Here is a 22,098-nt window from a genome sequence, read left to right on the forward strand (position 1 = left end):
TTGAGACGAATGAAGAAACGGCTCGGCGAGATGCTCGTCGAGGCGGGGATGATCACGCAAGCACAGCTAGACGAAGCACTTACTCAAAAGCGGACCGGGGAGAAACTCGGGGACGCGCTCATGCGATTGAACTATTTGACCGAGACGCAACTGATTCAAGTGCTGCACGAGCAGTTGAACGTGCCGGTCATTTCATTATATTCAGAAGACATTAATGTCACCGTGACGAAACTCGTCCCGAAAGTCATCGCCCAAAAACATGACATCATGCCGATATCGTTACAAGGTAATACGCTCTTCATCGCGACGGCAGATCCGCTTGATTTGATCGCCATCGATGACGTGCGTCTGCAGACGGGGATGAACATCGAGGTCGGGATTGCCACGCGCGAACAAATTCGTAAGACGATTAGCCGCTTTTACGAGATGGATGCGTCACTCATCGAGATTTTAAAAGAAGAAGCGCCTGAACTTGACCGGGAAGAGACCGCATCGCGTGATGACGCCCCGGTCATCCGACTCGTCAACCAGCTCTTCTTGAGCGCGATCGACCAGCGCGCCTCAGATATCCACTTCGATCCGCACGAGAAGCAGCTGCATGTCCGTCTTCGAGTCGACGGTGATTTACGAACCGAAGCCATCTATCCGAAGAAGATTCAAAGCGTCATGCTGACGCGCCTCAAGGTCATGAGTAACCTAGACATCACCGAGAGCCGCTTGCCACAAGACGGACGTATCAAATATACGCTCCGGGGCCGCCCGTACGACTTCCGCGTCTCGACGCTCCCGACGATGTATGGCGAGAAAATCGTCATCCGGGTGCTCGATTCATCGGAAGGGTTGACCGATTTGACGAAACTCGACTTCGGCGACAAGAACGAGGCAGTGTACCGCGACATGCTGAAACGGCCGAACGGGATTATCCTCATCACCGGGCCGACCGGGTCAGGGAAATCGTCGACGCTCTATGCGTCGCTGCGCGAACTGAACGATGAATCGAAGAACATCATCACGGTCGAGGACCCGGTCGAGTATCAACTCGACGGCATCAACCAAGTCCAAGTCAATTCGAAAGTCGGCTTGACGTTCGCGTCGGGTCTGCGTTCGATTTTGCGTCAAGACCCGAACATCGTCATGGTCGGGGAGATTCGGGACACCGAGACAGCCGAGATTGCCATCCGGGCATCGTTGACCGGTCACTTGGTATTGTCAACGTTACATACGAATTCGGCCATCAGCTCGATCACCCGCTTGATTGACATGGGGGTTGAACCGTTCCTCGTCGCCGCATCGACGTCTGGACTTGTCGCCCAGCGGCTCGTCCGTCGCGTCTGTCGGGACTGCGGTCATGAACAGCCGGTCTCGAAACGGGAACAGGAACTGTTTGCCGCTGAAGGCGTCCCGGTCGACCGGATCATGCGCGGCAACGGCTGTGCGTCATGTAACTTCACAGGTTACCGCGGACGGCTCGCCATCCATGAGGTCGTGCCAATCGATGAAGGGTTGCGCCGCCTGATCATGAACCAAGCGACGGAGGCAGAGATGGTCGCCTATGCGAAAGACCAAGGCGTCCGCTTCCTCCTCGCCGATGGGCTTGAGAAAGTCGCGCTCGGGCTGACGAATACCGAGGAAATATTGAGAACAGTGATAACGGAGTGAGCCTATGATCCATCAGTCGATTGAAGTGATTTTAACGAAAGCGGTCGAACAACGCGCCTCAGACATCCATTTGACCGCCGGCTCACCGCCGATCATCCGGGTCGACGGGAGCCTCATCACGATGGGTGACGAGAAAGTGTTGCCGCTCCATATCGAAAGCTATTTGAAAGACATCATGACCGAAGAGATGCGGGGCCGACTCGAGATGCAGCGCGATCTCGACTTCTCGTTCGGGGTCCCGCGCGTGTCGCGGTTCCGCGTCAACGCCTATTACCAACGGGGCACGGTCGCAATCGCGTTCCGTTCTATTTCCGGGGAAATCCCGACGATGAACGAGCTCGATTTGCCGCAAGTGCTGAAGCGACTGATCGAGAAGCCGTACGGGCTCATCCTCGTCACCGGGCCGACCGGGTCAGGGAAATCGACGACGCTCGCCGCGATGATCCATGAGATCAACCGGACGCAGCGGAAACGGATCATCACGCTCGAGGACCCGATCGAGTATTTACATACGCACGACCAGAGCATCGTCGACCAACGCGAAATCGGCTCGGACGTCATGAAGTTTGTCGACGGCCTGCGGGCCGCGCTCCGACAAGACCCGGACGTCATCTTGCTCGGCGAGATGCGCGACCTCGAGACGATTTCGACGGCGATGACGGCCGCCGAGACGGGCCACCTCGTCATGGCGACGCTCCACACGTCGAGTGCGATGTCGACCGTCAGCCGCATCATCGACGCGTTCCCGGCCGAGCAACAGGACCAAATCCGGACCCAGCTCGCCAACGTCCTGCTCGGTGTCGTCAGTCAGCGTCTCTTCCCGCGTGTCGACGTGCCGAAAGGTCGTGTCGCCGCGATGGAGATCATGATCGGCAATCCGGCCGTCGCCAACTTGATTCGGAACGAGAAGGAGTTCCAACTTCCGACCGTCATCCAGACGAACCGGCAGAACGGGATGCAGACGATGGACATGGCGATCGAACAGCTCGTCCGTCAAGGCGTCATCAACCCGAACGCCGTACCAAATGAAGAGAGGTGACTGAATGGCCATCTTCCAATACGAAGGTAAACTGCTGAACGGGAAGCGTAAGAAAGGGCGGGTCACTGCTGTCTCGCTCCGCGAAGCGAAAGAAAAGTTGCGCCAAGAATCGATTCTGGTCACCGAGCTCGCTGAACTCGAGTCGACAGGATTGAATAAAGAAGTTAACCTGCTCCCCGAGCGGGTCAAGATTGAACATTTGATTATGTACGTACGCCAGTTCGCGACGCTCATTCGGGCCGGTGTGCCGATTGTCCGGGCCACGTCCATCTTGCGCGTCCAGACCGAATCGAAAGTGTTGAAGAAGACGCTCAGCCAAGTCGAGGACGATTTGCGCGAAGGGATCGCGTTCTCGGAGGCGATCAAGAAACATCCGCGCGTATTCTCGAACTTCTTCAGCTCGATGGCACTTGCGGGTGAGGCGAGCGGGAACTTGGAGGAGGCGCTCGACCAAATCGGGCTTCAGCTTCAAAAACAATATGACGTCAAACGGAAAGTCATCTCGGCGTTGACGTATCCGCTCGTCGTGTCAATCGTCGCCATCGGCGTTGTCGCGTTCCTCATGGTGAACGTTGTCCCGACGTTTGCGAGCATCTTTGGACAGCTCGGCGGAGAACTCCCACTCATCACGCGCATCGTCGTCGCCGTCTCCGATTTCGTTGCCGCCTATTGGTGGCTCATCTTCGGTGGGGCACTTCTCGCACTGCTCGTCTTTACGTGGATGTTGAAGCGAGACAAGGAGCGGTATGTGATTGATGGGTTACTGTTGAAGATGCCGATTTTTGGGCCGATCGTCCTAAAGTCGCAAATCGCGTTATTGACCCGAAGTTTGGCCGTCTTGCTGCAAGCGGCGGTCCCGATTTTGTCGGCGATTGAGATCACCGAGAAGATTGTCTCGAACCGTGTCATCCGCAAAGGTCTTGCTCAAGCACGTAAGATGATGGCGCAAGGGATCCCGCTCCATGAACCGCTCGAACGGAACGATAGCTTCCCGCCGCTCATGACGCAAATGATTGCGGTAGGCGAGGAGAGCGGGGATTTGGACTCGATGTTGAACGAGGTCGCAGAGTTTTATGAGACCGAGGTCGAGACGACGACGGACCGTCTGAAATCGATTATCGAGCCGCTGTTGATCGTCGTCTTGGCGAGCATTGTCGGCGTCATCGTCATCGCGATTGTCGTCCCGATGTTCCAAATTTATGGCGATATCCAAAATCAGTAGAAACTTTTTATTTATTTGCAGATTTGTATCTTTTCAATCCTAAATTTTGAATGTATAGTAAAATTGTTCTACTAGTATTAGGTCAAAGGTAATGAATCTAGCTTACATCACAGCACAACACACAAAAGGGGAGAATGAATCATGTTAGAGAAAATGAAAATGATTTGGCAAGATGCCAAACAATTGAAAGATGAGCGCGGACTCACACTCGTCGAGTTGCTCGTCGTCGTCGTCATCTTGGGGATTATCGCAGCCATCGCCGTTGTCGCGATTGGTGGGATTATCGAGAACTCTAAGAAGGATGCAATGGTTGCCGATGCGAAGCAGATGGTGAGTTCGGCCAAACTATATACTGCATCGAACCCTGTTGAGGCAGAAACAGTACTTAATTTCTTATCAGCTGATAACTCGGCAGCATCTGGAACGGGAACTACAGCTGTCCCTGCAAAGGTTGGAGCAAAATCATATATCAGTAATATGAAAGATCCGTTTGGTTCTGCTGACTACACTAAAGCAGAAGTGGTAGTTTCTCCTTTATCTGACGGAACATATAGCTATGAAGTAGTTTTAAATGGAACAAAATTCACGATTAACAAAGTTAATAACACTTCTCTTGATAAAAAATCGTTAACCAAAGTAGTTTCAGGTGGTTAATAGCAGTTTCCCTCCGGCTGGCGCTGGGCACTCGCTCAGCCTAGCCGGTTTTCTTTTTTTGGCATATACTTACAAGTAAGGAAGTGACCTTGATTGGTTGAACTTATTGGACTCATTTATAGCCTCGTCCTCGGGGCCGTCATCACGTCATTCACGAACGTCGTCGGGCTCCGCGTGCCACGCAAACAGTCCATCGTCACGCCGCGCTCGCACTGTCCGTCATGCGGACATGTCTTATCCGCTTGGGAACTGATTCCGGTCTTCGGTTACGTGTTCCTGCGCGGGAAATGCCGCGGCTGTGGCGGGCGGATCGCGCCGACGTACCCGCTCTTTGAACTACTTGGAGCGGTCGGTTACGCCTATAGCTTCTGGCTGTACGGCTTTAGTCTCACGACGCTTCTCGCCTTCGTCTTCTTATCGACGCTCCTCGCCTTGGCGATGTCGGATTTGTCGACGATGCTCGTGCCGAACGTCATCTTGCTGTTCACGGCACCGGTCCTCATGTTGCTCGCTTATGGCGCGGGTGTGGTCTGGTGGAGCCCGATTGCCGGAGCGGCGCTCGGATTTTCTGTCCTCGCCACCGTTTTTTTTGTCTCCAAGGGGGGACTTGGGGCCGGCGATGTCAAACTATTTACAGTAATCGGGCTCGTCCTTGGGCCGCGCGACGTCCTCGTCGCCTTATTTTTATCGAGCTTGATTGGAGCGATCGTCGGACTGACACTGATCGGTTTGAAACGGATGGATCGCAAACAGCCGATTCCGTTCGTGCCGTCGATCGCACTTGGCACGATGCTGACGTTTTGGTTCAGCGAACGCTTTTTTGATTGGTATTTTGATTTGATGTAGGGGGAAACCAGCATGAGCCGGTCTATAGAGAAAGGAACGGTCGCGTATTTCTCGTTCGATGCGCTCAGCATCCACGGGGCCGTGATTAAACAAGGCGTGTTCAAACGCAGCGCGTCCGTCCAATTGGCGAAAGGCGCCTACGTAGGGGGACAAATTGAAGACGAGAACGCATTCGGTCTCGCCTTCGACGAACTGTGCCGCAAACTGAAAGTCCGAAAAGGGATGGTCTGTGCTGTCGATATGGCCGAGACCGAGGTGTTGTCCCGTAAAGTCGAGATTCCATCGACGATCCCGAAAGATGAGATTCGCGGTTATCTGTTCATGGAAATCGGCAGCTCGATCATCTTGCCGTTCGACGACGTCGCCTTCGACTACGAGGTGCTCGGCGAGACGGAGACGAAGACCGAGGTCATGCTTCACGCCGTTTCGGTCGATTTGACGAAAGCCATCCGCGCCTACATGAAAAAACGCGGGTTCCAATTGAAGAAAATCGTTCCGCGTCCGGTCGCCATCGCCAACGGGGTGGCCCGACTCGAGACGCTTGACCCGCTCAAGTCGACGCTCCTCTGGCACGTGACGCCGTTCGCGCACCAGTTGCTCGTCCTTGAAGAAGGGCAGGTCCGCTTCATCCGCGCCATCGAGACCGACCTCCCGTACCGCGCCGAGACGACGGACGGGATTGTCACGTATACATATAGCGGCTCGAAGGAGACACTCGCGACGCAGACAGACGAGTGGCTGAACGAGCTGGCCCGTTTCCTCGACTTCTATCGCTACTCGCTCCGGACGGACGGACGCCCGATTGACGAGTTGCTCGTCTCGGGGACGGTTCCGAACCTTGACGATCTCGTCCAGACGATCGAAAGCGAGGCGATGGTGCCGGTCAAACGGATCGCCGACCCGCTTCCACTGTCTCACGCGACGCCATTGTCGCATCAGATGTTGCCGCTTCTCGGGATGGCGACGCTCGACAAAGAGCACGACGCCAACTTTATCAACTCGACCGATGTGACGCTCCGCTGGCCGATCATCGCGAGCCTGCTCGCGCTCTTGATTGGCGGTGGGGCGACCGGTTACTTGTTCTATGAAGTGAACGAGTTGAAGCGGAACGAGGCCCAGGTCGAGGAGCAGTTGCAGCTCGTCCGCATCTATCAGACCGAGCAAGTGAACTCGAAAGGTCAGCAAGTCCTATCGCTCGACCAGACGGTGACGGCGCTCACGGCCGAAGAACGATGGGCCGTGCCGGCGCTCCGGGCGTTGACCGAGCAATTGCCGCCGACGGGCTACGTATTGACGTATAACTACGCCGACGGTTCGCTCATGAGCGTGCGTACCCAGTTCGAGACGCTCGCCGATTTGAATGCGTTCCAACGCTCGCTCTTGAACGACCCACGGTTTGAGAACGTCAAACTGCTCGGCGTGACGACCGAGACGAAAGCGGAGACCGAGCAGGAGGAGACAGACACCGATGAGTCGCTCAGCCCGAGCGTGCTCGATTCGACGAACGAACCGCTCCCACGCTACATCGGTGAGTTCACTTTCACGTTCATCGATGCCGAACCGGAGACGCCGGAAGGGGAGACCCCAGACGGTGAGACACCGGACGGCGAGACGGAAGAGACGACCGATGAGGAGGTGGTGAGCGAATGAAACGCTCGACGATTTATTTGATTTTTACAATCTGTTTGTTCGCGGCCATCGCCGTACCGTCTTATTTCGGCTACCAATACTTCATCCACCAAGGCAACGTCAAGTCGCTCGAGCGGGAACTGTCGCTCGAGCAGACGAAGCTCGAACTGTTGCGCCAAGAAGGGGAAGTCGTCGACGTCGCCGACTCGCAACGCCTCCAGACGCGTGTCCCGACCGAGGCAGCCCTCGACACGGTCGTCGAGACGTTATCGCAGGCGAGCCAACTGTCTGACGTCCGCGTTACGAGCATCGCTTTCGCCGACGGTGTCATCGCCGAATCGGAGGTGCCGGAAGACATCGACGAGCCGGAACCGAACGACGTGAGCGCGACGGCTGAACCGGCCGAACCGGCCGAACCGGTCGAAATCACGCCGGTCAACGCCTCGTCAATCCGTTCGACGGTATCGCTCCAAGCGGACACGTACGAGTCGCTCGTCTTGTTCCTCGAGTCGGTCGAGTCGATGAATCGGATCCATATCTTGCGCACGGTCCAGTTCACCGGACCGACGGAGACGGGTCCGAACACGACGGAGACGGCCGAGCCGCTCGATTTCACGGTCGAACTCGATGCGTTCTATCGTCCGGACCTCGATCAACTCACAGACGATCGTTACGTACCGGCGCAGACGTTCACCCCGAAAGACATCCCGGTGTACGACTATACGACGCCATGATTCGAACGTCCCTTCAAAAAGAAGGGGCGTTTTTTTGAGGCGTCTTGGATTGTAAACGCCTGCCCGTTTGCCTACAATCGACAGTGAAGTGTGATACGGAAAAGAAGCCCGTTACGCACATATGGAAGGAGTCGTTACAATGAAACCAACACAGAAACGTGTCATCCTCGCCTCGATGTCGCCACGGAGGACTGAGCTGTTGAGCCAGGCTGGAATCAGTCATGAGGTCATCCCATCTAACGTCATCGAAGGGACGAACGGTCGGGAACATCCAGACGAGTACGTCGGACGCCTCGCTCGCGAGAAAGCGATGGACGTCGCCCGCGACAACCGTGACGCCATCGTCATCGGCTCGGATACGGTCGTCGTCTTAGACGGGACGATCTTAGAGAAGCCGAAAGACCGGGACGACGCGCGAGACATGCTACAGCGTTTATCGGGGGCGACCCACGAAGTGCTCACCGGCGTCAGCATCATCGGGCCCGAGCGGCAAGACTTGTTCGTCACGACGACGCACGTCACGTTCATCGATATCCCGGACGCTTGGCTCGACGGCTACCTCGATTCGACGGAGCCGTATGACAAGGCAGGCGCTTACGGCATCCAAGGGTCGGGCGGTCTGTTCGTCGAACGGCTCGAAGGGGACTTTTATAACGTCGTCGGTCTGCCGATTCGTCCGCTCGTCGAGACGCTCGAGCGACACGGGGTAGCGCCGCGCTTTCTGTGAATGAAGCGAAAGTTGGTGAAGGAATGACCATGGTGCTCGACCGAAGTGTTGAATCCGCGATCGCCCGGCTGCTCCAAATCGGGGGTAGGGGCGGCGACCCGCATGAGACGGCCCGACGGCTGTCCGATGTGTATCCGACGCTCCGGGCGCTGTCGCAGGCGTCCGTGAGCGACCTCTGTCAAATCGAGGGCATGACGAAGAAGAAAGCCGAGCAGTTGCTCGCGGCGTTCGCAATCGGTCTCCGTTACGTCGAGGAACCGAAAGTGGAGACTCCGACGATCCGTTCGCCACAGGACGCCTATGAACTGCTCCGTGATGAACTCCGGCTGTTGAATCAAGAACATTTCATCTGTCTGTATTTGAACACGAAGAACCAGCTCATCGCCCGGAAGACGCTGTTCGTCGGTGGGCTCAATTCGTCGATTGTCCATCCGCGCGACGTGTTCCGTGAGGCGCTCAAACTGTCGGCGGCTTGCTTCATCGCCGTGCATAACCACCCGAGCGGAGACGCGACCCCGAGCCGGGAAGACATCGAAGTGTCGGAGCGTCTCGTTGAGGCCGGTCACATCGTCGGCATCGCTTGTCTCGACCACGTCATCATCGGCGAGGACCATTACGTCAGTATGAAGCAACGTGGGTATATGAATGGTTGAACAGGGGGCAGGCGCATGTGCGTCTGCTTTTTTGTTCAGACTCCATGTTTCCTACATTCCCTCAAAACAAAACCCCATAAATGTTGGATGGTCATGTCCAACGTTTATGGGGTAGTTCACAGCGGGTGGTTTTGGCTTGTCCTTATTTACTCGATGAAGGACTCGAAATGGGCGACCTACGTCGAGTCCATAAGACATACATGATCGCCATGGCTAACGTCAGTAGAATATATATAACAAACGTATTTAAGTTAAAGAGTTGATTACTCATATACGTATATGTAATACCCGTCACTCTCTCAAGGAAGAGAGGATCAGTAATCTTATACTCTCGTTCAATGACTACTTGTTGGACGTACTCTTTACGCTCGTGATAATTATCAACCTGCTGTTCATAGATGAAAAACAAAGCGATCCCGATGATGAACAACAGAGGGAGTAATATACGGGAATTAAAGTTGAAAAACTTCATCACTTTGATCCAATCATTCATGATGAAAAGTGCAAGGAGCAAAAGGATAGGAATAAACAATAAAGCAGGGTTACCATTCCCAGAAATCTGAACCGGATCAACCGTCGACAGATTTCCAAGATAAAACGCGAGTGAAGCGATTGTGATCCGACTTAGAGCGAATAACCATTGTTTAATCATAGGTTCTCCCCTTCACTTAAATTTTTCAATCATGTCTAACATAAATTATAGGCCATAATCGGCCATCGTCACAGTCAGATAGTTGTTGTTGTTGGTCCATTTAAATTAAATCAATATGCCGCTCCGAGAACATAATGATCATAGATGATAGTTTAGACTTGAGCCTAAAGCGTATGAGCACGTCATCCATAACCTGAGATCATTTTTGTATGAAGCAATGAGGGTGTATGAATGTTTGAAACTGGGATTTAATTTCCAAATGAAACATTCGTTTGCTATACTGACAGACGAGGTGTTCATATGGAAAAATTGATTTGGTTATTGATGCTTGTTGTCGCGCTCGTCGCCAGTTTCGTCCCGCTCGAGCCACTCGTGTTGTCGCTTCTTGTATTCGCGCTGTTCGTCTTCATCAGTGTGGCGCTGTTTCAAAGGTTCCAACGTGAGGATCATTGGCTCGACCGCGTTTCACCGCTCGTCGGTGTCGGCATCGGGATTGGCGCATTGATCGCGTATGCTACTCTATTTGTCGCCTGGTTCAATTCATCGATCGACCTTCAGGTGTGGCAAGTCATCCCGCAACTCGTCTTCATGTATATCGGGATTTACTTGTTCGTCGTGACGGTGTCGAGTTTTTTGGCAGGGGCGACCCGCGTCCGTCCGTCCCGATTCTTTCGGCCGGTGCTCATCTTCTCGGTCGTCTTTTACGGATCGATGCTTTTGCTCCCGCTCCAGCCAGGTCTCTAATCTTCAACTTGTCATTCGAACGAAGCAGGCGCATCCGTGCCTGCTTTTTGTCTGTTTAGAGGAGTCATCAAACGCGGCGTCGAAATTCGAGAGTATACGGTTCTATACGACCTACGAAGAGGGAATGTGATCAGATATGAATGAGGAAACTGTCTATCAGGAACGGGATTTGAAGTTGATGTTGACGGACATCAAGGACGGGACGGTTCGGTTACAGGAATTAGACGAGGAGCGGGTCATCCAATCGATGCTCCATCATATCGGATCGACGGATGCGGAGCTTCGAGATCAGTTGATTTACACGCTCTTCTATCGATTCATCATCGAAGACGAACAACTGACGAACGAACAACTGACTGGTCTATTCAATTCGACACTCAAATACCACTTGTTCCACGGCATCGGAGAGACGGCATCCGATACCGTCTTCACGCGGGCGTTCTCGACGCTATTGATCGCCTTGATTTTGTACCGAGACCGCCAGCAAAGGTTTTTATCGGAAACGAATCTCGAGATGTTGAAAGCGAAGCTCCTGGCATATCTCGATTGTGAAATCGATACGAGAGGGTACGTGCCCATAAAAGGTTGGGCCCATGCGATCGCCCATGTGGCCGATGCCTTCGACGAGCTCGTCCTGCATCCATATCTTGATGAGACGGAGTTCGGTGAGATCCTCGAGGCGCTATGGGACAAAGTGATGTTTCCGACCGTTTATTTGCACGACGAGGATGAGCGCTTGCTGAATCCCATCTTCGCCTTGCTGGAGCGCGGGATGGACGAGCACGAAATCGTCGTTCTATTAGACGGCCTGCCGGCTCAACTGAGCGCACAAAAACAGCAACTCGAGCCCGAGCAGTATTGGCACGTCGTCCATAACGTGAAAACGTTTCTAAAGAGCTTCTTCGTGAAATTGTACGATGCAAACCGACCGATGCTTCAAACCGCCGTATTCGAGACGTTAAAGCAGATTTGACGAGAACCCATAAAAATCTAGGCAGGCGCTTTCACGCGCTTGCTTTTTGATTTGCCTTTTTGCCGAAAAGAAGGCACACTAATAAACGGTGAGACAGGACTGAGATTCGCGTTATTGTAAATAACCTGTAATCGAATGAACGTTTTCAAACATGATTTTTCCGTTATAATAAAAAATAGTGTAACCAAGAGAGGAGCAGCACGTATGTTTCGTAGTTTTAACCGAGAAATCGGAATCGACCTTGGAACGGCAAATACGCTCGTTTATGTAAAAGGTCAAGGCATCGTTGTTCGTGAACCGTCCGTAGTGGCGTTCCGTACAGATACAGGTAGAATTGAGGCCGTGGGTAACCAGGCCAAGGATATGATTGGACGTACGCCGGGCAACGTCACGGCACGCCGTCCGATGAAAGATGGGGTAATCGCCGACTTCGAGACGACAGCGACAATGATCAAATACTTCATGGAGCAAGCACAGAAGTCGAAGAGCGGTTTGTTCTCATCGAAGACGAACGTCATGATTTGTGTGCCAAGCGGCATCACGTCAGTCGAAAAACGTGCCGTCGAAGACGCAGCCAAGCAAGCGGGCGCACGTGAAGCGTACACAATCGAAGAACCGTTCGCGGCAGCAATCGGCGCCGGTCTCCCGGTTTGGGAACCGACAGGCTCGATGGTCGTTGATATCGGTGGCGGTACGACCGAAGTCGCAGTGATCTCACTCGGCGGCATCGTGACGAGCCAATCGATTCGTGTCGGCGGTGACGAAATGGATGACGCCATTATTCGTTACATCAAAAACAAATACAACCTCATGATCGGGGAGCGGACGTCAGAGACGCTCAAGATGGAAGTCGGTTCGGCTCGCATCGACGCTTCGAACGAGAATGAGAAAATGGAAATCCGTGGTCGCGACCTCGTGACAGGTCTTCCAAAACAAATCGAAGTCTCGGCTTCTGAAGTGTGCGAAGCACTCTCGGATACGGTCGAAGCGATCCTCGCGGGCGTGAAACAAACGCTCGAGCAGACGCCGCCGGAACTTGCTGCTGATGTCATGGACCGCGGCATCGTCCTCACAGGCGGTGGAGCCCTCCTTAAAAACTTGGATGACGTCATCTCGGACGAGACACACATCCCGACACTCGTCGCGGATGAGCCGCTCGATTGCGTCGCCATCGGGACAGGAAAATCTCTTGAAATGATGGACGTCCTCCGTTCAAAATCAGGCATCTCGTCGCGTCGATGAGTGGTGACACACGATGAGCCGGTTCGTACGCAATAAAAAGCTCATCATCACGCTGATCGGTATCATCTTATTCGTTGTGATTTTAGGGGTTTCGATTCGAGGACGGTCGGAATCCGCCTGGTACCAAGACGTCACGCGTGATGTGGTCGGAACGTTCCAACGGGTGTTCACGGTGCCGATCGGCTGGATGGACAGTACCGTGTCCTCGATTTCGAACGTACGAGATATTTATGAAGAGAACCGTCAATTGAAACAACATTTGACGAAATACGCGGAAGTGTCGGTCGAGGCCGATGACCTGCGCCGTGAGAACGAAGAATTGCGGCAAATGGTCGAGGCGTCCGACACGTCGCTCCGTGACTTTGACTTGATTCCCGCCGAAGTGATTGGGCGTACGCCGAACGACTGGCAGCGCTACGTAACGGTCAACGTCGGGGAAGAGCGCGGTGTCGAGAAAGGCATGGCCGTCACGGCCGCCGGCGGTATGGTCGGTCGCGTCATCCAAACGAGCGCCTATACGTCGCAAGTGCAACTCCTCTCTGACAACAACCGGACGAACAACGTCTCGGCCGTCGTCAAGGACGCGGACGGCAAAGCGACGTACGGGACGATCGATGGCTTCGACAGCGAGACGAACGAGCTCTTCTTCACGAAGGTCTCGAACAGCGTCAAGTTGAAAGAAGGCGAGATCGTGTCGACGTCAGGTCTCGGTGGGCGCTATCCGGCCGGTCTCGTCATCGGTACGGTTGAGTCGATCGAAACCGACGAATACGGCGTGTCTCAAGTCGCCCGCATCAAACCTGAGGCGGACTTCAACGAGTTCTCGCAAATGTTTGTCATCGATCGAACGCTAGACGAACCGTTCTTGACGGGTCCCGAGGAAGGAGGAGCAGCGGGTGAGTAACATGAAAGTGTTCATCGCCCTGTTCCTCCTCTTTCTTATTGAAGGGACATGGGCCGCCATCTTCTCATGGCACTATGTGACGCCGTTCTTGTATTTGACGTTGATCGGCTTGATGTACGTCAGTTTGTATGGCCGCTGGGAGTCGGCGCTCGGATTCGGTCTCGTCTTCGGGCTATTGTATGACATCGTCTACACCGACTTGCTCGGAATTTACTTATTTACTTTTTCACTCATTCCTCTCTTAGTCAGCTTCGTGTTAAAATATATAGGTGAGAACTTCTTCTCGGTCGTCATCACGTTCACATTCATGATCCTCGTGTTTTCTTTCGGGATTTTCAGTGTCATGACGGCGGTCGGTGGGACGACCATGACCATTCAAACACTATTAGTTGAACAGATTCCAGGGACGCTCGCCGTCAACGCTGTCGCCATCGCACTGTTATACGTGCCGATGACACGATACGTGGCGCCGCGGCCTGTAGCGAAAAGAGGGTAGCCATGATGGAGCGTAAACGACATATTACGATAAAAGGACATCGCAACGGTATTGCAATCCACTTCAATCCACGGAGTGGCATCGATGAGGTGCTCGGAGAGCTTGAGGCCACGTTACAAGAAATGGAGCCGCCCTCTGGGAAGATTGCACTCAAATTGCACGCGGGTACTCGTTACATCGACGAGGAGCTGTCACGTCAAATTCGTGAAGTCGTCGCTCGTCATGGCGTTTTTTATATCGAGGAGCTGTCGAGCGAGGTCATGTTGACCGAAGAGGCGAAAGCGACCTACGGCAAAAAGACGTTCCACTACCATAGCGGGACGATTCGAAGCGGGCAAGTGCTCGATTTCGATGGCTCGGTGCTCATTATCGGAGACATCAACCCGGGGTCCGAGGTTCGGGCAACGGGCAGCATATATTGTTTAGGGACGATACGAGGAAATGTGCGTGCCGGTGTCGAAGGATGGGAGGAAGCGGTCATCACCGCCAGTCTGCTCCATCCGAAGTTTTTAGCGATCGGTGAACATGTGCTCGCGTCGGACGACGACGAAGAGCTTCCGGAGATCGAGATGGGATGCGCGTATCAGACGAATCAGGGCATTGAAATGACGCGTCTTCGTCAAGTCATGACTGGGCTGAAAGACGCATATGCAATGGAATTACAGAGAGGGTGAGTTTGATGGAGCAAGTAGTAGAGCCTGTACATACAGCTAAAGAAGTGAAGAAAGGTCGGGCCATCGTCGTGACGTCGGGGAAAGGTGGCGTCGGGAAGACGACCACGACCGCGAACCTCGGGACGGGCCTCGCATTGTCTGGCCACTCGGTCTGTCTCGTCGATACGGATATCGGTCTACGGAACTTGGATATCATCTTAGGACTCGATAACCGGAGCATCTATAACCTCGTTGACGTCATCAACGGGCAGTGCAAGCTGCATCAGGCGCTCGTCCGTGACAAGCGGTTCGAAGAGATGTATCTCTTGCCTGCGGCCCAGTCGAAAGACAAGACGTCGGTTCAACCGGAGCAAGTGAAAGAAATCATCGACCAGTTGAAGACCGAATACGACTTCGTATTGATCGACTGTCCGGCCGGTATCGAGCAAGGTTTCATGAACGCCATCGCCGGCGCCGACGAGGCTGTCGTCGTGACGACGCCTGAGAAGGCTGCCGTTCAAGACGCGGACCGCATCATCGGTATGCTCGAGCAAGCGGAACACGTCGCGGCACCGAAACTGATCGTCAACCGCGTCAAGAACCACCTCGTCGAATCAGGCGACATGCTCGACATCGATGACATCATGCGTATCTTGTCGATCGACTTGCTCGGCGTCGTCGTCGACGATGAAGAAGTCATCGCTGCTGCGAACCGCGGAGTGCCGGTCACGATGAACCCGGACAACAACGCTGGACAAGCGTACCGCAACATTACGCGCCGCATTCTCGGCGAGTCGGTGCCGCTCATGTCGATTCAGACCGAACAAAAACCGGTCGGCTTCTGGACGCGGCTCATGATGAAGTTTGGAATGAAAAAAGCCTAAGGCAACGAAAGTTGCCTTTTTGTGTCGAAAGGAGAGATACGTGTGCGATTGATCTATGAACGGACCCCGTCCATCGAACGGGCCATGCTCGTCGATGGGGAACGCCTCCTCGAGGTCGAGGAACGCTTCATCGACCAACTGTCGGTCGGGACGATTCTCGAGGCCGCGATCGAACGGATTCACCCGTCGCTCGGCGCCGCGTTTTTGACGACCGGCGAGACGACGTTCTTCCTGCCGATTGCCGAGACGCTCAAAGCGCTCGAGGCGTATCCGAACGTGCCGGGCATCGGCCAGGCGGCCGTCGTCGGTGACAAACGCCTCGTCCAAGTGACGAAAGAAGGCATCAACGGAAAACATCATAAAGTGACGGAAAACATCCGCTTCGGCGGACGCTACATCGTTTACTTCCCATACGGCCGGCGTAAGCTGTATAGCCGGAAGCTCGACCTCGTCACCCAGGACCGGTTATCGAAAGTGTTCGAGCTCGAAGAAGCGGAAGGGGTCTTGTTTCGGACGGAGTCAGGGCAAGCGAGCCCTGACGTCCTTCAAGAAGAACTTGCCTTGCTTCGGCGTCGCGCCGCGGACGTCGTGACGGCACGACGCGGGCAGGATGAGCTGCTGTGTGAACAGTTCGTGCGCCGCCATGCGGTCGAGTCGGTCATGTTGAACGACAAGGAAGCACAAGAGCGGTTATCACGGCTCGAGGTCAACGTCGAACGCCATGTCGGCAAAGGTCGGATGAAAGAAGCGGCCCGGCTCGACGGGGCGATTGAAAAGCTCGGACAGCGCGTCGTCTGGCTTGAAGGTGGTTCTTACGTCTTGGTCGAACAAGTTGAGACGATGACCGTCATCGACGTCAACAGCGGCAAGAACGTCGCCGTCAAGGACAAGGGACGGGCGGCCGACACAATCAACGAGGCCGCGCTCTACGCGGTCATGGAGCAGCTCCGGCTGCGCAATATCGGCGGCATGGTCGTCATCGACTTCTTACGCGGGTCAAAAGACGGGCAGGCCCGGCTCTTGAAAAAGATGAAAGAGCTCGGCGCCCGTGATCCACGCCGCGTCGAAGTGTACGGTTTCACGCGTATGGGCTTGTTCGAGCTGTCCCGGGAACGCACGGGACGTTCGATTCAAGACCGGATGACGCACGACGGGAAGCCGTCGAAGCTCGCCGTCTTCTCTCGGATTGAACGTGCTTTGATGGAGCTCGCGCCGGAAGTCGAAGCGGTCGTCTTGACGCTCCCGGGCAAGTGGCACGACGCGTCGTGGGATGGGTTTGCCTGCACGGTCCTCCTCGTCGAGGGAGAACCGGATGTGGCGTTCTACGGGACGCTCGAGGAATGTCAGAATTTCGTATCTCGTCATTGACAACGATGAAACGAGAGTGGTATTATCTATAACGTTAGTTCGTTTGGAAGCACCCAAATGGCTACAACCGCACAGAACGGGTTGAAACGGTTTCGCCCTGCCCTGGATGGCGAGTCTGAGTTTAATAAGGAGGTGCACGTATATGTACGCAATCATCAAAACTGGTGGTAAGCAAATCAAAGTTGAAGCAGGTCAAGAGATCTACATCGAAAAACTCGATGCTGATGTCGAGGGTACTGTAGAATTCGGTGAAGTTCTTTTCGTTGGTGGTGACGATGTTAAAGTCGGAGCTCCACTCGTAGAGGGCGCTAAAGTTGTCGGTACTGTGGTAAAACACGGCCGCGCTAAGAAGATCACTGTCTTCAAAATGAAAGCTAAGAAAAACTACCGTCGTAAGCAAGGTCACCGTCAGCCTTACACGAAAGTTCGCATCGAGAAAATCGAAGCGTAAGCTATGATTCGAGTAACGGTCAGACGAGACGAGACGAAGTCGATTCGTTCCGTCGAAGTGACAGGTCACGCCAACTTTGCCGAACCCGGTTCTGACTTGGTATGTGCCGGCGTTTCTGCCATCATCTTTGGGGCATACAACGCTGTCGAGGTACTCGCCGGTCAGTCGCTTCTTGTAGAAATGGCAGACAAAACAGAGGGTGGCTACTTTTATGTCGAGACGTATCCTGACCTATCACCGGAGGATATGACTCGCACCCAATTGTTATTAGAAGGGATGCTCGTGCAACTAGACACGATCGCCCAGAGTTACGGTGATTATATCCAAATTGAACAATAGGAGGTGGACCTCATGTTACAATTGAACCTTCAGTTCTTCGCATCGAAAAAGGGAGTAGGATCGACTAAAAACGGTCGTGACTCGATTTCGAAACGCCTCGGCGCTAAACGCGCTGACGGACAAACGGTTTCAGCTGGATCGATTCTCTACCGTCAACGCGGTACGAAAATTCACCCAGGTGAAAACGTAGGCCGTGGTGGCGACGACACATTGTTTGCTAAAGTTGACGGCGTAGTACGCTTCGAGCGTCTTGGTCGCGACAAGAAACAAGTGAGCGTTTACCCAGTTGCGTAAGTAGAACCACGCAGAAGACTCTAGCCACTTATTTGGTTAGAGTCTTTTTTACTAGTTTTACCTAGGAGAGGATTGCATGAACTCACAGGCAGCACTGAAACTATTATCGACCGTCCGTCACGAATGGATGAATCGGCTTCAGATGATCTCCTTGTATGCGGCGCTCGAGCCTGAAAAACTCGAGGAGCTGTACGAGCGATATCGTCAGCACGCCGACGAGGAGAGTGCGCTCATTCGTTTGGATTTGCCGATGACGAGTCTCGTCATCATACAAGCGAATTGGGAAGGGCGGTTGACCTACAAGGTATCGGCCGACCGTGTGTCGCTCGACGACGCGCGTGTGGCGGACAAACTTGTCCGTCTTCTGTCAGGAACGGATGGACCGATTCATGTGACGTTCACGGACGGACTGATGGTCCGCGTCTTCGGTCATGTGCCGGACGACGTGTTCACGTCAGACGAAGTGTACGAGCAGACAGTAGAATGTTCTACGTTCGTTATAAAGGAGGGGAATTAAATGTTTGTCGATCAGGTTAATATTTTTGTAAAAGCTGGAGACGGCGGTAAAGGGATGGTCGCGTTCCGCCGCGAGAAGTATGTTCCAGACGGTGGACCAGCAGGAGGAGACGGCGGTCACGGTGGTGACGTCGTATTCGAAGTAGAAGAAGGATTGCGCACGCTCGTAGATTTCCGCTTCTCGAAAAAGTTCATCGCCCATGACGGTGAAAAAGGGATGTCGAAAGGCATGCACGGACGAAAAGCGAAGCCGCTCGTCGTCAAAGTCCCACCAGGTACGATCGTATTTGATGCATCGACCGATACGGTCATCGCCGACCTTACCGAGCACGGCCAACGGGCCACGATCGCCAAAGGCGGACGCGGTGGCCGCGGGAACTGTCGTTTTGCGACGCCAGCCAACCCGGCACCAGAGATCGCCGAGAACGGGGAGCCAGGTCAAGAGCGCGAATTGCGTCTTGAGTTGAAATTGCTCGCTGACGTCGGTCTCGTCGGATTCCCGTCAGTCGGGAAATCGACGCTCTTGTCAGTCGTCTCGTCGGCACGCCCGAAAATCGGCGCGTACCACTTCACGACGATCACACCGAACCTCGGTGTCGTCAAGACGGCGGACGACCGTGACTTCGTCATGGCCGATCTTCCAGGACTCATCGAAGGGGCGAGCCAAGGCGTCGGTCTCGGTCACCAGTTCCTTCGTCACATCGAGCGGACGAAAGTCATCGTCCACATGATCGATATGAGCGGCATGGAAGGGCGCGACCCGTTCGAAGACTACACGACGATCAACCGCGAGCTCGAGTCGTATAACTTACGCCTCCTCGAACGTCCGCAAATCGTTGTCGCCAACAAGATGGACATGCCGGATGCGCCGGAATTATTGGAAGAGTTCCAGAAGAAAATCGGAGATGACGTCAAAGTCTTCCCGATCTCGGCACTCGCCAAAGAAGGACTCCGCAACCTACTCATCGAAGTAGCTAATCTCGTGGACTCGACACCTGAGTTCCCACTCGAAGAGCTCGAAGAGAAGACGGCCACACCACGTGTCGTTTATCGTTACGAGAAGGAAGAGAAAGGGTATCAGATTCATGTCGATGAATACGAACGCTTCGTGATCACGGGGCCGCGCATCGAGAAGCTCTTCAAGATGACGAACTTCGATCACGACGAGTCGATCAAACGCTTCGCGCGTCAAATGCGTCAAATGGGCGTCGATGACGACCTTCGCAAGTTGGGTGCCGAAGACGGCAGCGTCGTCGCCATCTTGGACTTTGAATTCGAATTTGTCGAATAATCTTTTATTAATGAAATGGAGTGTGAAGTAAACGTGGACCCTGTGCCCTCGTCTAGTTTAATTCTTTATGCAGTTTTAGTTATGTTGTCAGCCTTTTTCTCTTCTGCCGAGACCGCGCTCTCGAGTGTGAACCGCGTCCGGATGATTCGTATGAGTGAAGACGGGGACAAGGGCGCCAAGCGCGTCCTCCACCTCGTCGACCGCTTCGATGACACGCTCTCGACGATCCTCGTCGGGAACAACATCGTCAACATCGGTGCCGCGACGGTGTCGACGGCCATCGCCACGAGTATCTACTCGGGCGGGGCCGGACTCGTCATCTCGACGTTCGCGACGACGATTGTCATCTTGATTTTCGGTGAGATTTTACCGAAGTCGCTCGCGAAAGAGTTCGCGGAGAAGTATTCGCTTCTCATCAGCGGCATTTTGTTGTTCCTCGTCAAAGTCTTGAAACCGGTGACGATGATCTTTACCGGGTTGAAGAAGTTGGTACTCCGTATGATTGGGATGAACGACAAAGAGCCGTCGGTGACGGAAGAAGAGTTGAAAGTGCTCGTCGATATGGGAGAAGAAGAAGGGGTGCTCGGCGAGACCGAAGCGGAACTCGTGCATAGCGCCTTCGCCTTCAACGACATTACCGTCGACGATGTGTTGACGCCGCGGATCGATATCCTCGCCGTCGACATTGACGATACGCTTGAAGAGATCAAAGACACGATCTTTAGCGGTGGACATTCTCGTCTGCCGGTGTATAAAGACTCGATTGACAACGTCATCGGGGTGTTGTCAGAGCGTGATTTCCTTCGTTCGATGATGCGTGATGAAGTGACGGACGTCCGTTCGCTCATTCGTCCGCTCACGTACGTATCGCCACAGACAAAATTGATTGAGCTGCTTCCTGTACTCCAGCAAAAACAATCGCACATGGCCGTCGTCCTAGACGAATTCGGCGGGACGGCCGGTCTGATCACACTCGAAGATATGCTCGAGGAGCTCGTCGGAGACATTTGGGACGAGCACGACGAATCGATCGTCTATTTGAGACGACTTCGTGACGGCGTCTACGAGTGTATGGCCGACATGGATGTCGATGAGTTCGCTGATGAGATGGGAATTAAAGAACCTGAAGTAGATGCCAACACGATGGGTGGTTGGATCGTCGAACTATTAGGAGACATTCCAGAGAAAGGTGCGCGTGTCACGTACGATGACATGACGTTCACCGTTCTCCACGTCGAAAAGCGTCGGATTCGCAAATTGCTCGTCGAGACGGGTCAATCCGAACCGGTCGAACAAGCGTAAACGAACTGAAGGAGGGACCGCCAACTGGCGGTCCCTCCTTTTGTTTAGACGGTATGATGGCGCTCGACGCGTTCGAGCAGCTCGTATGGCCGAACTTTATAGATGGCGTGCGGCATATATGTCGGGTCGATCGCATCAACGAGACGCATTTGGAAGTGCTCTCGTTTGATGTAGTCGCCGACGTTCGACGCATCGACCTTGAAGAAACCGACCTCTTGCGTCTCGCCTTCCTGCGGTTGCAGGTCGCCGGAGATGTAGCGGGCACGGAACGTGACGCATAGCACGCGCGAGGAGACGTTTTGATAAATACCGGTGATGCCTTCGACTTCAATATCGACACCGGTCTCTTCTTTCACTTCACGATGGACGGCGTCGACGATCGACTCATGCTCCTCGACTTGACCACCTGGCATCTCGTACGTGTCGCTCCGGTGCGTGTTCTGGACGAGCAATACTTCACCGGCCTCGTTCGTGACGTAGGCGGTCACGGAGACGATTGTACGCGGTGGCGTATAGTGACCGGTCGGCATCATGAATTCCTCACTCGACTTGATATATAAATCTTTGCCGAGACGGGCCCGCTTCTTCATTGCCTCGCGGCGTAAGCCGCTCGAGCGGTAATCGCGTTCGACTTGTTCGTAGTGCTCGCGGTCGCGGTATTCCCACAGGGCCATGACCTCGCTCTTGTCTTCGGTCACCCAACGACCGACGAGCCGTGCGCCGTGCGATACCTGAATCGGATACAGGTATGTATGGAAAAACTCGGTGAATTCATCTAAGCGTTCAGGACGGATGGTGTACGTTTTTCGACGATGGAACATGGTAA

General features: G+C 54.0%; 25 protein-coding genes and 1 other annotated feature. Of the genes, 23 read left to right on the forward strand and 2 right to left on the reverse strand.

Going from position 1 to position 22,098, the window contains the following annotated elements:
• The 9 genes from KNP86_RS01170 to radC all read left to right on the forward strand — a co-directional run bounded on the left by KNP86_RS01170 (position 1) and on the right by radC (position 9,163).
• On the forward strand, positions 1–1,659 hold the full coding sequence (locus tag KNP86_RS01170; RefSeq protein ID WP_214752529.1) for a GspE/PulE family protein: 1,659 nt from the start codon (positions 1–3) through the stop codon (positions 1,657–1,659).
• A 4-nt stretch (positions 1,660–1,663) separates the two neighbouring features.
• Positions 1,664–2,698, forward strand: coding sequence for a type IV pilus twitching motility protein PilT (locus KNP86_RS01175; RefSeq protein ID WP_034776847.1), 1,035 nt, complete (start codon positions 1,664–1,666; stop codon positions 2,696–2,698).
• 4 nt (positions 2,699–2,702) lie between these two features.
• The gene (locus KNP86_RS01180) at positions 2,703–3,920 is read left to right on the forward strand and encodes a type II secretion system F family protein (protein ID WP_029595836.1); all 1,218 of its coding nucleotides are present in this window, start codon (positions 2,703–2,705) and stop codon (positions 3,918–3,920) included.
• 141 nt (positions 3,921–4,061) lie between these two features.
• Positions 4,062–4,574: a prepilin-type N-terminal cleavage/methylation domain-containing protein gene (locus tag KNP86_RS01185; RefSeq protein ID WP_214752531.1), complete on the forward strand. Its 513-nt coding sequence runs from the start codon at positions 4,062–4,064 to the stop codon at positions 4,572–4,574.
• A 93-nt stretch (positions 4,575–4,667) separates the two neighbouring features.
• Entirely contained in the window at positions 4,668–5,420 is a 753-nt protein-coding gene (locus KNP86_RS01190) for a prepilin peptidase (protein ID WP_214752533.1), read from the forward strand.
• Positions 5,421–5,432: 12 nt separating this feature from the next.
• On the forward strand, positions 5,433–7,070 hold the full coding sequence (gene pilM, locus KNP86_RS01195) for a pilus assembly protein PilM (RefSeq protein ID WP_214752534.1): 1,638 nt from the start codon (positions 5,433–5,435) through the stop codon (positions 7,068–7,070).
• Positions 7,067–7,783, forward strand: a complete 717-nt coding sequence (locus KNP86_RS01200) for a hypothetical protein (protein WP_214752536.1) — start codon at positions 7,067–7,069, stop codon at positions 7,781–7,783. The genes pilM and KNP86_RS01200 overlap by 4 nt, the downstream gene beginning before the upstream one ends.
• 139 nt (positions 7,784–7,922) lie before the next feature.
• Entirely contained in the window at positions 7,923–8,510 is a 588-nt protein-coding gene (locus tag KNP86_RS01205) for a Maf family protein (RefSeq protein WP_034776855.1), read from the forward strand.
• 23 nt (positions 8,511–8,533) lie between these two features.
• The gene (radC, locus tag KNP86_RS01210; protein WP_029595830.1) at positions 8,534–9,163 is read left to right on the forward strand and encodes a RadC family protein; all 630 of its coding nucleotides are present in this window, start codon (positions 8,534–8,536) and stop codon (positions 9,161–9,163) included.
• 142 nt (positions 9,164–9,305) lie between these two features.
• Here radC and KNP86_RS01215 read toward each other — a convergent pair whose 3' ends face one another.
• On the reverse strand, positions 9,306–9,815 hold the full coding sequence (locus tag KNP86_RS01215) for a hypothetical protein (RefSeq protein ID WP_214752538.1): 510 nt from the start codon (positions 9,813–9,815) through the stop codon (positions 9,306–9,308).
• A 300-nt stretch (positions 9,816–10,115) separates the two neighbouring features.
• Between KNP86_RS01215 and KNP86_RS01220 the strand changes: the two genes are divergently transcribed.
• The 14 genes from KNP86_RS01220 to KNP86_RS01285 all read left to right on the forward strand — a co-directional run bounded on the left by KNP86_RS01220 (position 10,116) and on the right by KNP86_RS01285 (position 21,272).
• Positions 10,116–10,559 carry a hypothetical protein gene (locus KNP86_RS01220; protein WP_251130396.1) on the forward strand — a complete coding sequence of 148 codons (444 nt, stop codon included), beginning with the start codon at positions 10,116–10,118 and terminating at the stop codon, positions 10,557–10,559.
• Between the two features lie 136 nt (positions 10,560–10,695).
• On the forward strand, positions 10,696–11,532 hold the full coding sequence (locus KNP86_RS01225) for a DUF2785 domain-containing protein (protein WP_214752540.1): 837 nt from the start codon (positions 10,696–10,698) through the stop codon (positions 11,530–11,532).
• A gap of 204 nt (positions 11,533–11,736) precedes the next feature.
• Positions 11,737–12,774: a rod shape-determining protein gene (locus KNP86_RS01230; RefSeq protein WP_034776859.1), complete on the forward strand. Its 1,038-nt coding sequence runs from the start codon at positions 11,737–11,739 to the stop codon at positions 12,772–12,774.
• A 13-nt stretch (positions 12,775–12,787) separates the two neighbouring features.
• Entirely contained in the window at positions 12,788–13,678 is an 891-nt protein-coding gene (mreC, locus tag KNP86_RS01235; protein ID WP_034776861.1) for a rod shape-determining protein MreC, read from the forward strand.
• A 1-nt stretch (position 13,679) separates the two neighbouring features.
• On the forward strand, positions 13,680–14,174 hold the full coding sequence (mreD, locus tag KNP86_RS01240; RefSeq protein WP_052090206.1) for a rod shape-determining protein MreD: 495 nt from the start codon (positions 13,680–13,682) through the stop codon (positions 14,172–14,174).
• Between the two features lie 5 nt (positions 14,175–14,179).
• A complete protein-coding gene (locus tag KNP86_RS01245; RefSeq protein ID WP_232939187.1) occupies positions 14,180–14,848 on the forward strand; it encodes a septum site-determining protein MinC in 669 nt (222 codons plus the stop codon).
• A gap of 5 nt (positions 14,849–14,853) precedes the next feature.
• A complete protein-coding gene (minD, locus tag KNP86_RS01250; protein ID WP_051627738.1) occupies positions 14,854–15,711 on the forward strand; it encodes a septum site-determining protein MinD in 858 nt (285 codons plus the stop codon).
• A gap of 42 nt (positions 15,712–15,753) precedes the next feature.
• Positions 15,754–17,079, forward strand: a complete 1,326-nt coding sequence (locus KNP86_RS01255; protein ID WP_138859739.1) for a ribonuclease E/G — start codon at positions 15,754–15,756, stop codon at positions 17,077–17,079.
• Positions 17,080–17,134: 55 nt separating this feature from the next.
• Positions 17,135–17,206 (forward strand) — a sequence feature (ribosomal protein L21 leader region).
• A 15-nt stretch (positions 17,207–17,221) separates the two neighbouring features.
• Entirely contained in the window at positions 17,222–17,530 is a 309-nt protein-coding gene (rplU, locus tag KNP86_RS01260; protein ID WP_015881153.1) for a 50S ribosomal protein L21, read from the forward strand.
• Positions 17,531–17,533: 3 nt separating this feature from the next.
• A complete protein-coding gene (locus KNP86_RS01265; RefSeq protein ID WP_034776866.1) occupies positions 17,534–17,869 on the forward strand; it encodes a ribosomal-processing cysteine protease Prp in 336 nt (111 codons plus the stop codon).
• A 12-nt stretch (positions 17,870–17,881) separates the two neighbouring features.
• On the forward strand, positions 17,882–18,163 hold the full coding sequence (gene rpmA / locus KNP86_RS01270; protein WP_016508537.1) for a 50S ribosomal protein L27: 282 nt from the start codon (positions 17,882–17,884) through the stop codon (positions 18,161–18,163).
• Between the two features lie 76 nt (positions 18,164–18,239).
• Positions 18,240–18,680 (forward strand): Spo0B domain-containing protein, encoded by a 441-nt coding sequence (locus tag KNP86_RS01275; protein WP_034776867.1) that lies wholly within the window; start codon positions 18,240–18,242, stop codon positions 18,678–18,680.
• Positions 18,681–19,970: a GTPase ObgE gene (gene obgE, locus KNP86_RS01280; RefSeq protein WP_034776868.1), complete on the forward strand. Its 1,290-nt coding sequence runs from the start codon at positions 18,681–18,683 to the stop codon at positions 19,968–19,970. It begins immediately after the preceding gene.
• Positions 19,971–19,985: 15 nt separating this feature from the next.
• Entirely contained in the window at positions 19,986–21,272 is a 1,287-nt protein-coding gene (locus KNP86_RS01285; RefSeq protein WP_034776869.1) for a hemolysin family protein, read from the forward strand.
• 44 nt (positions 21,273–21,316) lie between these two features.
• Here KNP86_RS01285 and KNP86_RS01290 read toward each other — a convergent pair whose 3' ends face one another.
• Positions 21,317–22,093 (reverse strand): NUDIX domain-containing protein, encoded by a 777-nt coding sequence (locus tag KNP86_RS01290; protein ID WP_214752542.1) that lies wholly within the window; start codon positions 22,091–22,093, stop codon positions 21,317–21,319.
• Between the last annotated feature and the right edge of the window lie 5 nt (positions 22,094–22,098).

The sequence above is a fragment of the Exiguobacterium sp. s16 genome, assembly GCF_018618115.1.
GTDB lineage: Bacteria > Bacillota > Bacilli > Exiguobacteriales > Exiguobacteriaceae > Exiguobacterium > Exiguobacterium mexicanum_A.